Origin of the sequence: Methylococcus geothermalis (assembly GCF_012769535.1) — a bacterium.
Taxonomy (GTDB): Bacteria; Pseudomonadota; Gammaproteobacteria; order Methylococcales; family Methylococcaceae; genus Methylococcus; species Methylococcus geothermalis.
The window spans coordinates 3,247,207-3,261,312 of sequence record NZ_CP046565.1 but is presented as its reverse complement, the minus strand read 5'-3'; the positions used below and the strand labels follow the sequence as shown (position 1 = coordinate 3,261,312).

General features: G+C 64.2%; 11 protein-coding genes. 2 read left to right on the top strand and 9 right to left on the bottom strand.

Translation table 11 applies throughout. The annotated features are described in order from the left end of the window. Window positions 1-38: 38 nt before the first annotated feature. From GNH96_RS15280 to GNH96_RS15270, 3 genes are all read right to left on the bottom strand, one after another. Window positions 39-2,120, bottom strand: a complete 2,082-nt coding sequence (locus GNH96_RS15280; RefSeq protein WP_169604425.1) for an AarF/UbiB family protein — start codon at window positions 2,118-2,120, stop codon at window positions 39-41. Window positions 2,121-2,224: 104 nt separating this feature from the next. Continuing rightward, entirely contained in the window at window positions 2,225-3,211 is a 987-nt protein-coding gene (locus tag GNH96_RS15275) for an adenylate/guanylate cyclase domain-containing protein (RefSeq protein ID WP_169604424.1), read from the bottom strand. Between the two features lie 53 nt (window positions 3,212-3,264). After that, window positions 3,265-4,845 (bottom strand): adenylate/guanylate cyclase domain-containing protein, encoded by a 1,581-nt coding sequence (locus GNH96_RS15270; protein WP_169604423.1) that lies wholly within the window; start codon window positions 4,843-4,845, stop codon window positions 3,265-3,267. A gap of 281 nt (window positions 4,846-5,126) precedes the next feature. Here GNH96_RS15270 and GNH96_RS15265 point away from each other — a divergent pair, with 281 nt between their 5' ends. Beyond that, window positions 5,127-7,223, top strand: coding sequence for an ATP-binding response regulator (locus tag GNH96_RS15265; protein ID WP_223163444.1), 2,097 nt, complete (start codon window positions 5,127-5,129; stop codon window positions 7,221-7,223). 11 nt (window positions 7,224-7,234) lie between these two features. Beyond that, on the top strand, window positions 7,235-7,606 hold the full coding sequence (locus GNH96_RS15260) for a response regulator (protein ID WP_169604422.1): 372 nt from the start codon (window positions 7,235-7,237) through the stop codon (window positions 7,604-7,606). Between the two features lie 21 nt (window positions 7,607-7,627). On the opposite strand, the gene GNH96_RS15255 is transcribed toward GNH96_RS15260, so the two are convergent. From GNH96_RS15255 to GNH96_RS15230, 6 genes are all read right to left on the bottom strand, one after another. Continuing rightward, window positions 7,628-8,413, bottom strand: coding sequence for an MBL fold metallo-hydrolase (locus tag GNH96_RS15255; RefSeq protein ID WP_169604421.1), 786 nt, complete (start codon window positions 8,411-8,413; stop codon window positions 7,628-7,630). A gap of 127 nt (window positions 8,414-8,540) precedes the next feature. Then, a complete protein-coding gene (gene thrC, locus GNH96_RS15250) occupies window positions 8,541-9,683 on the bottom strand; it encodes a threonine synthase (RefSeq protein WP_169604420.1) in 1,143 nt (380 codons plus the stop codon). Window positions 9,684-9,690: 7 nt separating this feature from the next. Further along, on the bottom strand, window positions 9,691-11,001 hold the full coding sequence (locus tag GNH96_RS15245; RefSeq protein ID WP_169604419.1) for a homoserine dehydrogenase: 1,311 nt from the start codon (window positions 10,999-11,001) through the stop codon (window positions 9,691-9,693). A 33-nt stretch (window positions 11,002-11,034) separates the two neighbouring features. Beyond that, window positions 11,035-12,219: an alanine transaminase gene (alaC, locus tag GNH96_RS15240; protein ID WP_169604418.1), complete on the bottom strand. Its 1,185-nt coding sequence runs from the start codon at window positions 12,217-12,219 to the stop codon at window positions 11,035-11,037. Window positions 12,220-12,304: 85 nt separating this feature from the next. Beyond that, complete coding sequence (murU, locus tag GNH96_RS15235; RefSeq protein WP_169604417.1) at window positions 12,305-13,033, bottom strand: N-acetylmuramate alpha-1-phosphate uridylyltransferase MurU; 729 nt, start codon at window positions 13,031-13,033, stop codon at window positions 12,305-12,307. Continuing rightward, window positions 13,030-14,058, bottom strand: coding sequence for an aminoglycoside phosphotransferase family protein (locus GNH96_RS15230; RefSeq protein WP_169604416.1), 1,029 nt, complete (start codon window positions 14,056-14,058; stop codon window positions 13,030-13,032). Before GNH96_RS15230 ends, murU begins: the two co-directional genes overlap by 4 nt. Between the last annotated feature and the right edge of the window lie 48 nt (window positions 14,059-14,106).

Sequence of the window (14,106 nt, the reverse complement as noted above, 5' to 3'; positions counted from 1 at the left end):
GCAAACCGATCCGGTGCATCATGATCGCTCCTCGGGACTCAGCGCCGGCGCATCGCATCGGCGATCAAACCGAGGGTCAGCACAGCGCCGCTGACGCCAAAGCCCGCGGATATCCATTCAGCGACCGCCGCCGAGCCGGCCGTGAGTCCGGCGGCAAGCACGCTGGCGGCGGCCGTCAGCCCCAAGGCCACGCGGTGCCCGGTTCGGCGCACGGCGTCTTCGAGCGTGTTGGCGCGGAATTTCACCTCGAGCTTGGGTCCCGGCCGGGCGCCGACCAGGCGTTCCAGCGCGTCGATCACCCGTGTGGCCCGCACCTGCAGCTTCTGGGATTGGTAAATCAGAGCCTTCGGATCGAGCCGGGAACGCATGCCCTTGAACATCGACCGCATCAGGAAATGGCCGGCGATGTCGAAAGGATCGAGCGTGGGGTCCAGCCGCGCCGTGGCCATCTGGACCTGGGCCAGCGCCTTGCCGATCAGCGTCAGTGAAGCCGGCATGGGGACCTCGTAACGCAGCGCGATCTCGCACATTTCCTGGAGAATCACGCCGATCTGCATGTCCGCCAGCGCCGCGGTCCGGTATTTCGCCATCAGCTCGCCGATTTCGGCCTGGAAGCGGGCGATGTCCAGATCGCTTCGGTCGGTGGCGCCAGCCAGCATCAGCGTGACTTCGCTGAGGAACACGGCATCGCCCTGCCAGAACGCCATCAGCAGCAGCATGAGATTTTCGCGGACCTCGGGGCCGACGTCCCCGACCATCCCGAAATCGAGAAAATAGATCCGCTCGTTCCACCATTTCAGGTTGCCGGGGTGCGGGTCGGCGTGGAAGAAGCCGTCGACGAGAATCTGCTTGTAATAGCTTTCCAGCAGTTGCCGGGCGGCCTTCGACCGCTCGGGGCCTTCCGGCGCTTCCACCACCGGCACGCCCTGGATTTCTTCCATCACCAGGATGCGCGAGGTCGACAAGTCGTTATAGATCGCGGGGACGCTGAGACGGTCGTAGCCCATGAGGACCTCCCGCATCCGCGCGATGTTCTCGGCCTCCTGCCGGAAGTCGAGTTCGCGGTGCAGCGATGAGGAGAGGTGCTTGAAGACCGCCTCCATGTCGATGACTTTCTTCAGGGCCGGGCGCTCCCCGACCTTTTCGGCGAACACCTCCAGCAGGGCGAGGTCCTGTTCGATCTCCTCCCGGGCGTTGGGCCGCTGCACCTTGACCACGATCCGGCTTCCCCCCACCAGCGTGGCGCGGTGAACCTGGGCGATGGTGCCGGCAGCCAGCGGTTTCGGCTCGATCGACTCGAACACGTCCTCCCAGGGCACGCCGAGTTCCCGCTCGAACACCCCGACGACTTCCCGCTCGGTCAGCGGCGGCACGTGGTCCTGCAGCTTCTCCAGTTCCTCGATGTACTCGGGGGGCAGCAGGTCGGGCCGAGTCGACAGGATTTGGCCGAGCTTGGAAAAGGTGGGGCCGAGTTCCTCGAGCGCCGAGCGCAGCCGTTTGGCCTGCCGCCGCCGGCCGGTCGATCCTTCCTCGTCCGGGCGTCCGAACAGTTCCTTCAATCCGTGCTTTGCCATCACTGCCGCGATCTGGCCGCCCCGCGCCATCAGACGGGGCTCGGTGGGCGCCGGCTCTCTGCCTCGGACGAAAGTCTGGGAGGGTTTGGATGGCTGGTCACCGGTCGGCATGGTATTCACGATCACCACCGTGCAGCGGGCGTTGTGGCTGATGCGGTTCGGCACGTTGCCCAGCAGGAATTCCTTCCGACCGGCCATGCCCAGGTTGCCGACGACGAGCACGTCGATATTCTCCTGCTCGGCCGCGCGGACGATCGCCGCGGCGGGATCCGGGTCGATGAGGACCACTCCGTGGCCGCGCGCACCGGCGAGCTGGCGGGCGTAGGCAGCGAGTTCGTCGCCCGCCAGCGCGGCCTGGGTTCGTTCGGCGGCGCCGTATTCCGTGGACGCCGGATTCCTGGGCGAAATCACCTGCGCCACGAAGAGTTCGGCGCCGTACCGTTCGGCGAACGATGCGGCCCATCGGACCGCCTGATCCGCCGTTTCGGACCTGTCGGTCCCGACCATGACGCGCTGGGTGTCGATATGTTCCGCTGGGCTTTTCATCTGCTCTTCTCGGCTGCTCTGGGTGGATGCGTTCGAGGCATTCTTTTGCTTGAGATCCGCCGGCTCCGGAGGCCAGACGGTTACGCCGATGCCGTCGATTCGCTTCAGTTTTCGGCGGCTTCGATCATCGTTTCCGCGATCATGCCGTATACGGTTCTCCAGGCATGCTGGACTTCCGGCGTGAATTCCTCGGCGAGGAATTCCTCCAGGGTTCCGATCAGCACGCGCAACAACTTGTCGTAATCGATACGGCTGACGCCGTATCCCTGCTGGCTGACCACGCTGTCGCTGAGCAGGATCGGGGTCGCAAACTCTTTGGTCATGCTCTCGATCCGGCTCGCCGTGTTGACCGTATCGCCGATCACCGTGATCTGCCGCTTGCCGGGGTGGCCGATGCGGCCCAGGATGACGGTTCCGAAATGGATGCCGATGCCGATATGCAAGGGAACATGGAACTGCTGTTCGAGCGTCGGGGCAAGCCGGCGTGCGGCCTCCAGCATTCCAAGCGCTGCGCGGACCGCATTCCGGCAGGCGGTTTCCGGGGATTCGTCGCGGGTGCCGAACGCCGCCAGGATGCCGTCTCCGATGTACTTGTCGATAAAGCCGTTGTTGTTGAGCACCGGTTCGGCCGCCGCGGTGAAATAGCGGTTCAGCATATGCACGATGTCGTAGGGCAGGTTTTGTTCGCTGTGGGTCGTAAAGTCCCGAATGTCGGAGAAAAGCACGGCCAAATCGAGTTCCTTGCCTTCGCCGGCGCTTCCCCCGTGAAGTTCTTCCAGGTCGAGCACGATGATGTCCTGGGAGTTGTCGAGCAGCCGCCGAACGACCACATCCCCGTGCACATGGGTCTGACAGGCCAGCCGGGTGAATTCGTCCCACCCGCGTTCGGACGCCACTTTTTTCTCCAGAGGGCTGGGCGGCGAGACATTGGAAAGTCCATCGAGAATCTGAATTCGGCAAGTGGTGCAGCGCGCCTGGCCGCCGCACTGGTGAAGATGGGGAATCCTGTGATGGATCGAAACATCGAGCAAGGTCTGTCCTTCCGGGATGTCCTCGAAAGTGATTTCATGAAAATACGTGACCTTAGGCATACGGGTTCACTCGTCTTTGGGGCACCGGCCGATAGGCTGAAGGAAGGCGTTCTTCATGAGGTAAGGAGATAAGCCTTCATCGGGCCTTTACCCCGGATGTCGATGGTGCCGCGTTCTTCGAACTCGAAACGGCCGCGGAGCAGTCCGTAGGTGCTGGCGGCGACCTGCGTACGGCCGGGCAGGCCGTGCGACTCCATGCGGCTCGCCGTGTTGACGGTATCGCCCCAGAGGTCGTAAATAAACTTCTTCTGGCCGATCGTGCCGGCGATGACGGGACCGGTGCAGATGCCGATCCGCATTTTCAGTTCGGCCGGGCACTGGGCGCCGATCCGGTCGATGGTCCGGTGCATGTCCAAGGCCATGCGGGCGGCGGCGGCCGCGTGGTCCTGGTGCGGGAACGGCAGGCCGGCGGCAGCCATGTAGGCGTCGCCGATGGTCTTGATCTTCTCCAGGCCGTGCCGGTCCGCCAGTTCGTCGAAGGCTGAAAAAATCCGGTCGAGCAGGCGCACCAGCTGGGTGGGCGGCATCGCCGCGGACAAGGCGGTGAAGCCCGCCAGATCCGCGAACATCACCGTGACCTCGTCGAAGGTGTTCACGATATGGCCTTCGCCCTTTTTCAGCCGGTCGGCGATGGGCTGAGGGAGGATGTTCAGCAGCAGCCGGTCGGAACGCGCCCGTTCCCCGTCGATCTGCTTCAGGTAAACCTGCTCGAGGTCGCGCAGCCGCTTTTTCTCCAGCACGGCGCCGATGCGCGCGCGCAGGACGATCGGATTGAAGGGCTTGGCGAGGTAGTCTTCCGCACCGAGCTCGATGCAATGGGCGATGCCCTCCACCTGGTCCAACGCCGAGATCATGATGACTGGCACGTGGCTCAGGGTTTCGTCGGATTTGATGCGGACCAGGACTTCGTCGCCATTGAGTTCGGGCATCAGCATGTCCAGCAGCACCAAGTCCGGCAGGGTGTCGCGGACCAGCGCCAGCGCTTCCCGGCCGTCCCCGCACGTCGTGATGCGGTAGCCCAGCTTTTCCAGCCTTCTGCGCAGCAGGTCGCGATTGGGTTCGTCGTCGTCCGCCAGCAATAGATGACCGGTGCAAAGGTTGCGGGAGGGGGCTTCGGTGGGAGGGATGCTGACCCAGTGGTCCCGCAGGCTCGGGGAATTCGCGGCCGGAGGTGGTGGGTTCGAGGGTGGTTCGGGAGGCGGATTCGAATGCTTGCCGAAATGTTCCTCCATCATCTCCAGCCAGGTGTGGGCGGCGGAAACGATCCGGGCGAGGTCGGGCTTGAGTTCCGGTTGACCCAGTTCGTCGCACTGTTCGGCCAGCAGTTCGCCGTAGCCGATGATGTGATTCACCGGGGTGCGAAGCTCATGGCTGAGGGCGTGGATATCGGGTTCCGCGTTGGGCGTGCAGTCCTCGCCCAGATGCCGGTTGATCAGCGCCAGCAGGATGTAGCCGCTGCTGTGGATCTTTTCCAGGTCTGTGACGAAAGCGGCGGGCAGGGTGTCGGCGGCTTCCTCCCGGAGGATTTCGGCATAGCCGATGATATGGTTGATGGGCGTCCGCAGGCCATGGCGGATCTTGGCCAGGCCGAGTTTCCCCCGGTTGTCGGGAGACGTCGCCGTCGTGCCGGTCATGGCGCGGGCGGCCGATGAATCGGCGTCGAGTCCGTGTGGTCCATGGTGCCTCGCAAAGACTTGAGGGTCGGCTTCGAAAATCCATGCCCGCTCAGGCTTCGAAGGGGTTTCGAGCGACCTCATTGCCGTCCGGCGCAGGTCGGATATCCCTACCGATTCCGCCAGACTGGTCTCTGGAAGGCGCCTTGACATTCCACCGATTTCCGTAAACGCTGTCAACAGGGGCAGGCCGCCGGGCTCTGTGCGCCGTGCCCCGGTCAATGCCCATCGGAGAGCTGATCATGTCAAGTCGAGAGATTTCCCCGGCAAGTCCGCCCAATCCGGAGAGTATCGAGCAGGTCTCGCAGCTGCGCTGGTTCTCCTACGGGCTCGTGCTCGTGGCGATAGCCGCAATGGTGTTGTTTTCCTGGCCGAAACTGGCGGCGAACCTGTTTGCGACCGGCGTCAGCGGCCAGTCCTTCATGCCGCACGGCATGTGCTACCTTTGGGTGCCGCAACTGTGGTGGCTGCATCTGAGCACCGATCTCCTGATCGGGCTTTCCTACGTCTGCATCTCGGCGACCCTGGTCTATCTCATCCATCGGGCCCGCCGCGACATACCGTTTTCCTGGATATTCCTGGCCTTCGGACTGTTCATCATCGCCTGCGCGGTCACCCATTTCATGGGGGCATGGACGATCTGGAATGCGAGCTACTGGCTGTCCGGATACACCAAGCTCCTGACTGCCGTGGTATCGGTCGCTACCGCGCTGGTGTTGCCCTTGCAGGTTCCCAAGGTCCTGAGCCTCGTCGAGGCGGTGAAACTGTCGGAACAGCGGAAGTCGCAACTGGAGGCCGCCCACATCGAGCTGGCGGAAGCGCGCGATGCCGCCCTCGAAGCGACGCGGCTCAAATCGGAATTCCTCGCCAACATGTCGCATGAGCTGCGCACGCCGCTCAACGCCATCATCGGCTACAGCGAGATCCTGGCGGAAGATGCCGAGGATGCGGGGCGCGAAGAGGAACTGGCCGACCTGAACAAGATCCGCGCGTCCGGCAAGCATCTGCTGGCCCTGATCAACGACGTGCTGGATCTTTCGAAGATCGAAGCGGGAAAAATGGAGGTCTACCTGGAGACCTTCGAGGTGGTTCCCATGCTCGACGACGTGGTGGCGACCATTGCGCCGGTGGTCGCCAAGAACAACAACCGCCTCGAGGTCCAGTACGCCAAAGGCACGGGCTCGATCCGGGCCGATTTGACCAAGGTGCGGCAGGCTCTGTTCAACCTGCTGAGCAATGCCTCCAAATTCACCCGCGACGGTGTCATCACCCTGGCCGTCGACAGGGAAAGCGTCGCTGGAAGGGACTGGCTGCATTTCGCGGTCCGCGACACCGGGATCGGCATCACCCCGGAACAGATGACTCGCCTCTTCCAGGCGTTTTCGCAGGCCGATGCGTCGACCACGCGGAATTTCGGCGGCACCGGCCTGGGGCTGGTCCTGAGCCGCCGTTTCTGCCAGATGATGGGCGGGGACATCACCGTGGAGAGCGAGGCGGGGATCGGCTCGACCTTCACGATTCACCTGCCCGTCGACGGCGGCGTGCCGGAAAAGGGGCCGGCCGCGGAGCCTGGATCGGCTTTGGCCAAGGGGATTCCCACCGTGCTGGTGATCGACGACGATCCGGCGGCGCGCGACCTGATGCGGCGCTTCCTGGATCGGCAGGGCCTGCGCACGGCGGAGGCGGACAGCGGTCAGAAAGGGCTGAAACTCGCCAGGGAACTGAGGCCGGGGGCGATCATTCTCGACGTCATGATGCCGGGAATGGACGGCTGGGCGGTATTGACGGCGCTGAAGGCCGATCCGGAACTGGCGCCGATTCCGGTTATCATGGCCACCTTTCTGGACGAGAGGAATCTGGGATTCGCCCTCGGCGCCACCGATTTTCTGACCAAGCCCATCGACCGGGACTACCTGGCCAAGGTGTTGCAGAAGTATCGCTGCGCCGATCCGCCTTGTCCCGTGCTGCTGGTGGAAGACCATGCCGACCTCCGGGAGCTGATGCGGCGCATGCTGGAGCACGAGGGCTGGGTGGTCGAGGAAGCCGAAAACGGGCTGGTGGCGCTCGAACGGGTGGCGGAAAACCGTCCCGAACTGATCGTCCTGGACCTGATGATGCCGGAAATGGATGGCTTCAGTTTCCTGGAGGAATTGCGCCAGCAGGAAGCCTGGCGCTCGATACCCGTGATCGTCGTCACCGCCAAGGATCTCACCGCCGAAGATCGCCAGCGCCTGAACGGCTACGTAGAATACGTGGTCAACAAAGGGACGCGGGGAAGGGAGGAGCTGCTGCAGGAGCTCGGCGACCGGGTCAGTGCGTGCCTTGGGATCACAGCCTAGGAGAATCGGCCATGGCGAAGATATTGCTGGTGGAAGACAACGAGATGAATCGGGACATGCTCAGCCGGCGTCTGCTGCGGCGCGGCTACGAGCTGGTCATTGCGGTCGATGGCGCGGAAGGCGTGGCGGTGGCCCAGGCCGAAATGCCGGATGTCGTCCTGATGGACATGAGCCTGCCGGTCATGGACGGATGGGAGGCGACCAGGAAACTGAAGGCCGAAGAAGCGACCCGCGGCATTCCGGTCATCGCACTGACCGCCCACGCCATGTCCGGCGACCGCGACAAGGCCATTGAAGCCGGTTGCGACGATTACGACACCAAGCCGGTCGAATTCGACCGCCTGCTGGCCAAGATCGAAGCCCTGCTCGTTCCGCGGACCTGACCGTCACCCGGCTTTTGGAGTTCAGAACTCGAAAACCTGCCCCTGCCGGACGAAGCCGTGGAAACCCGCGCCGGCCGCGTCGGGCAGGGGCCCGTCTTGGTAGTGGTATAGCCACATTTTTTTCCGGATCGGCGCCGGAAGTCCGCAAAGCTGATCGTAGTGCGCGTGGATGCCGGATCGCCGCGGTGCCGTCTCGCAGTCCTGGAAAATGACGTCCGCGCTGTCGTAGAGTCCGGCGAGGCGGTCGGGGCAAAACTGGGTGTCGGTCGTCAGCATGATGCTGCAACGAGGCTCGGCCCTTTCCGGCGCGACGCCTTCCGGATGAACGTCGATCACCAGACCGTAGCTCGGAGCGAGCTCACGGCAGTCGAAATAATGCAGCGTCGAGAAAAGACGTAAGCCAAGGCTCCCAAACCGGAATGCCCCGCCGGGGGACAGGCGGTGGACCGTAGAGAAGAAGTCGTCCAGACGCATCGACCGTCCCTGCACGGAGGCCATGCCCCCCCGCAGCGATCGCTCCCAGAGATGCTCCGCCAGCCGCTTCTCGATGAAGAGTTCCGGCCGCATTCCGCCGGAAAAATAACGCGAAAAGCCCAGCCATTCGATGCCGCCGATATGATCGGCATGCAGATGACTGACGTAAAGGGCATCGATGTCTTCCGCCCCGAGTCCCAGCCGGTGCAGGGCAAGGCGCGCATCGCTGCCGCAATCGATCAGGAGTTTCCTGCCCTGGCTCTCGATCAGGACATTCGACTGGTAGTTTTGCAGGGCAAAGGCAGAACCGACACCGATGAACGTCAGCTTCATGAAATAACCCCCGAGCGGCCTGGTCCGTTGGGGTTAGTGTATGACGCTCCTTACGCCTATTGTCAAAAAATCGGCGGTTTGGAAAGGGAGAGGCCGCCGCCCCGTGAGGAGCGGCGGGCGGGGGCGTTTAGAGTACGTCGAGGATGGCGCGCTTGACCGAATCCAGCTCGGCTTCGATGGTGAGCGGCTTCTGGGTGCACTGGGCGATGGCGGTGTCGGGATCCTTCAGGCCGTTGCCGGTCAAGGTCAGCACCACCGTGCTGCCTTCGGGGATCTTGCCGCTCCGGATGTCGCGCAGGGCGCCGGCCAGGGAGGTGGCGGAGGCCGGCTCGCAGAAGATGCCTTCGTTTTCCGTGAGCAGCTTCTGCGCGGCCAGGATTTCCTCGTCGCTGCATTCGTCGAACCAGCCGCCGGATTCGCGGTTGACCTGCCAGGCCTGGTCCCAGCTTTGCGGATGGCCGATGCGGATGGCGGTCGCCACCGTTTCCGGATGGTCCACCATGTGGCCGCGCAGGAAGGGGGCCGAGCCGCTGGCCTGATAGCCGACCATCTTCGGTCGGTTGGTCGACACCGGGCCGCCGCTTACGAAGCGGCAATCGCCGCTGCAGAAGGCGCAGGACTCGGTCACGCAGTCGCGGCCGCCGCAGGCGTATTCGCTGTAGCCGATCCAGTGCGCCGTGATGTTGCCGGCATTGCCGACCGGCAGGCAGTGGTAGTCCGGCGCCCGGCCGAGCTCGTCGACGATCTCGAAGGCCGCGGTCTTCTGGCCCTGCAGCCGGTAGGGATTGATCGAGTTGACGATGGTCACCGGCGCTTCTCCTGCCACTTCCTTGACCAGCCGCATGCCGTCGTCGAAATTGCCCTTGATCTGGATCACCACCGAGCCGTACATCATGGCCTGGGCCAGCTTGCCCATGGCGATCTTGCCGTCCGGGATCAGCACGAAGGCGGTGATGCCGGCGCGCGCGGCATAGGCGGCCGCGGCGGCGCTGGTGTTGCCGGTGGAGGCGCAGATGATGGCCCGGCTGCCTTCCTCGACGGCGCGGGTCACCGCCATGGTCATGCCGCGGTCCTTGAACGAGCCGGTGGGATTGAGCCCTTCGTATTTCACATAGAGTTCGACACGCTTGCCCAGGAGGCGGGGGAGGTTTTCCAGCCGGATCAGCGGGGTGTTGCCTTCGCCCAGGCTGATGATGCGGGTGTCGGCGCTGACTGGCAGGCGGTCGCGGTAGCGTTCGATGAGGCCGGTGTAGCGTGTCGTCGTAGTCATGGTTTTTCTAACCCAGGGTTTCGAGCCGGATGCGTTTCACTGCGCCCTTGATGGTCGGAAGGGCTTCGATTTCCCGCAGGGCGGCGTTCAGCTCGCGTTCGGCGACCTTCTGCGTCAGCATGATGACAGGCAGATGGCTTTCGCCGTCCGGCATTTCCTTCTGCAACACGGCCTCGATGCTGATGTGGTGGCTGGCGAGGATGCGGGTCACGTCGGCCAGTACGCCGGGCTTGTCCTCGGCGGAGAGCCGCAGGTAATAGGCGGTTTCGACCTCTTCGATCGGCAGGATCGGAATTTCGGAAATCGCGGCGGGCTGGAAGGCCAGGTGCGGCACCCGGTTCTCCGGATCGGAGGTCAGGGTGCGGACCACGTCGACGATGTCGGCGACCACGGCGGAGGCGGTCGGCTCCGCCCCGGCGCCGGCGCCGTAATGCAGCGTGGGTCCCACCGCGTCGCCCTTGACCAGCACCGCGTTCATCACGCCGTTGACGTTGGCGATCAGCCTCCGCGCCGGAATCAGGGTGGGGTGGACCCGTAGTTCGATGCCCTTGGGGGTGCGGCGGGCGATCCCCAGCAGCTTGATGCGGTAACCCAGGGCTTCGGCGTATTTGACGTCGGCCGCGGTGATCCCGGTGATGCCCTCGATGTAGACCTTGCCGAACTGGAGCGGGATGCCGAAGGCGATCGAGGCCAGGATGGTCAGCTTGTGGGCGGCGTCCACCCCTTCGATGTCGAAGGTCGGATCGGCTTCGGCGTAGCCCAGTGCCTGGGCCTCCTTCAGCACGTCGGCGAAATCGCGGCCTTTTTCCCACATCTCGGTGAGGATGAAGTTGCTGGTGCCGTTGATGATGCCGGCCAGCCATTCGACCTTGTTGCCGGCCAAGCCTTCGCGGATGGTCTTGATGATGGGGATGCCCCCGGCCACGGCGGCTTCGAAGGCGACCATCAGGCCGCGTTCGCGGGCGGCGGCGAAGATCTCGTTGCCGTGCAGGGCGATCAGCATCTTGTTGGCGGTGACGACGTGCTTGCCGTTTTCCAGCGCCTTCATGACCAGGTCCCGCGCCGGGAACTCGCCGCCGATGGTCTCGACCACGATCTGGATGTCGGGATCGGAGACGATCTCGTCGGGGTCGGAGGTCAGGGCGATGCCGGTGGTGTCGCAGATGCGGGAGCGCGACAGGTCGCGGGTGGAGGCTCGGCAAACCTGGATCTCGCGGCCGGCGCGGCGGGTGATTTCGTCGGCGTTGCGGCGCAGCACGTTGACCGTGCCGCCGCCCACCGTGCCGAGGCCGAGGATGCCAATTTTTACGGGATTCAAGCTGCGTTCCTCAAGACGTGGGGAAACCGGGAATTATACGGCGTTGTCCTTGCGCATCATATCGCGGATGCCGCGGATGGCTTGGCGGGTGCGGTGCTCGTTCTCGATCAGGCCGAAGCGCACATGGTCGTCGCCGAACTCACCGAAGCCGATACCGGGGGACACCGCGACATGGGCGTCGAGCAGCATTTTTTTGGCGAATTCCAGCGAGCCCAGGCTCTGGTACTGCTCGGGAATCCTGGCCCAGACGAACATGGTGCCCTTGGGTTTTTCCACCGGCCAGCCGATGTCGTTGAGGCCTTTGCACAGCACATCGCGGCGGCTCTGGTACATCAGCCGGATTTCCTCCACGCAGTCCTGCGGGCCTTCCAGCGCCGTGATCGCCGCGACCTGGATCGGCGTGAAGGTGCCGTAGTCCAGGTAAGACTTGATGCGCCCCAGTGCCGATACCAGTTCGCGGTTGCCGCACATGAAGCCCACCCGCCAGCCGGGCATGTTGTAACTCTTGGACAGCGTGAAGAACTCCACGGCGATGTCTTCCGCGCCCGGTACCTGCAGGATCGAGGGGGCGACGTAGCCGTCGAACACCAGGTCGGCATAGGCCAGGTCGTGCACCACCCAGATCTTGTACTCTCGGGCGATTTCGACGACTTTCTCGAAGAATTCCAGCTCCACGCATTGCGCCGTGGGATTGGCCGGGAAATTCAGGATCAGCATCTTGGGTTTGGGCCAGGACGTCTTGATCGCCATTTCCAGTTCGGCAAAGAAATCGACCCCGGGCACCAGCGGCACGTGGCGGACATCGGCGCCGGCCAGGACGAAGCCGTAAGGGTGGATCGGGTAGGCCGGGTTCGGCACCAGGATGGCATCGCCCGGTCCCACGGTGGCGAGCGCAAGATGCGCCAGGCCTTCCTTTGAGCCAATCGTCACGATGGCCTGGGACTCGGGGTCGAGTTCGACGCCATAGCGTGCCCGGTACCAGTTGCAGATGGCCCGGCGCAAGCGGGGGATGCCCTTGGACACCGAATAGCGATGGGTGGCGCCCTTGCGCGCGGACTCGATCAGTTTGTCGACGATGTGCTGCGGCGTCGGCTGATCGGGGTTGCCCATGCCGAAGTCGATGACGTCTTTGCCCTGCGCCCGCTCCTTCGCCTTGAGCTCGTTGACGATGTTGAAAACGTAAGGGGGCAGGCGTTTGATGCGCTGAAATTCTTCCATCCTGGGGGGCCTGGCTGGGGAGTTGTGCCTCAAATCGGGACCGGTGGTCGCGGCCGGGGCCGGAATCCGGAAAAAATATCCAACGTTACCGGCCGAGACGGCGCATGTCAAACAAGCTGCCGGTAGGCGGCGTCTGTGCCCCGCGGCGGCCATGGAGCCAGCGGTCGTAAGCCTCGAGGCGGTCCGCCGTACCGATGTCCAGCCAGAAGCCGGGGTGAAGTTCGCCGGTGATCCGGCCGCCCGCCATGGCCTGCCGGAGCAACGGCGCCAGAGGCGCCCGTCCCGTCGGGAGCGGAGCGAACAGCTCCGGCCGGTACAGACCGATCCCGGCGAAGGTATAGACGGAGATTCCGTCGGGAGAGGGCGTCACCCGGTCGCCGTCCAGCCGGAAGTCGCCTTGCGGATGATGCGGGGGATTGGGCGCGAGCACCAGGTGGGCATCGCCGGCCGGTTCGCGGCGCAGGCGGGCGAAGTCGTAGTCGGTGCCGATGTCGCCGTTCACGACGACGAAAGGCCCCGGGCCGAGCAGGTCCAGGGCCTGGCGGATGCCGCCGGCGGTTTCGAGCGCATGATCGCCCTCGTCGGAATACCGGATTCGGGCGCCGAAGCCCCCGCCGTCGCCCAGCCGCGCGCGGATCTGTTCCCCGAGATGGGCGATGTTGATGACGATGTCGGTGAATCCCGCCCGCACCAGCGCTTCCAAAGTGTGTTCGATCAGCGGGCGCCCGCCTGCCGGCAGGAGGGGCTTGGGGGTGTGATCGGTCAGCGGACGCAGGCGCTCGCCCCGGCCCGCGGCGAGGATCATGGCTTTCACGCGGCGGCGGCCTCGTCCATGGCCGCGCAGACGCGCAGGTCGAGAAAACGATGGAATTCCCCCAATTCCGGGTATCTGCCGGCGACATCCAGGATGTAACGCAGGGTACGGGGAATGTCGGGCAGATAGCCGTCCTTGCCGTCGCGCAGATGGAGCCGGGCGAAGATGCCCACGGCCTTGAGATGGCGCTGCAGACCCATGAAGTCGAACCAGCGCTGGAAGGTTTCGCTATCGGCTACGGCTCGCGATCCGCTGTCGGCGAGGCGTTGGCGGTAATCGTCCATCCAGCGCTTGACGCGGGCCTCGGGCCAGGCGATGTAGCAGTCCCGCAGCAGGGAGACCAGATCGTAGGTGATGGGGCCCACGACGGCGTCCTGGAAATCGAGCACGCCGGGATTGCGTTCTTGGGTGACCATGAGGTTGCGGGAATGGAAGTCGCGATGGACGACGACGACGGGTTGCCGCACCGCCGATTCGATCAGGTGCAGGGAGAGCCGCCGGTAAAGCGCTTCCTCTGCGGTGCCGAGTTCCAGGCCCAGCAGTCCGCCGAGGAACCAATCGGGAAACAGTTCCAGTTCCCGCAGCAGCAGGTCTTCATCATAGGCGGGAAGGCCACAGTCGGCGGCATCGATGCGGAGTTGCACGCGCGTCAGCGTTTCCAGCGCATCGGCGTACAGGAGGTCGGCGTCTCCGCACGCCAGTTGCTGCAGGTAGTTGGTGTCGCCGAGATCGGACATCAGCAGGAAGCCTTGTTCCTCGTCGGCGGCGAAGATGCGGGGAATGTGTACTCCCGCGTTCTCCATGAGGCCGGCGGCGTGAACGAAGGGCCGCAGTCTTTCCCGTGCCGGCGGGGCGTCCATCGCGATATGGCTGGCATCGCCCGTCCGGATCCGGAAATAACGGCGAAAGCTGGCGTCGCCCGATATCGGTCGGATGTCGTCGGGGCACCGTCCCAGGGCGACTGGAAGCCAGCGCAGAAGCGCTTCGAAGCGGTTGTCGGTAGCGATGCCGGGGGAGTTAATCAAATGTGCAAACCTTGGGTTACAATGATCCGATTTTCCATGGTTCTTAAT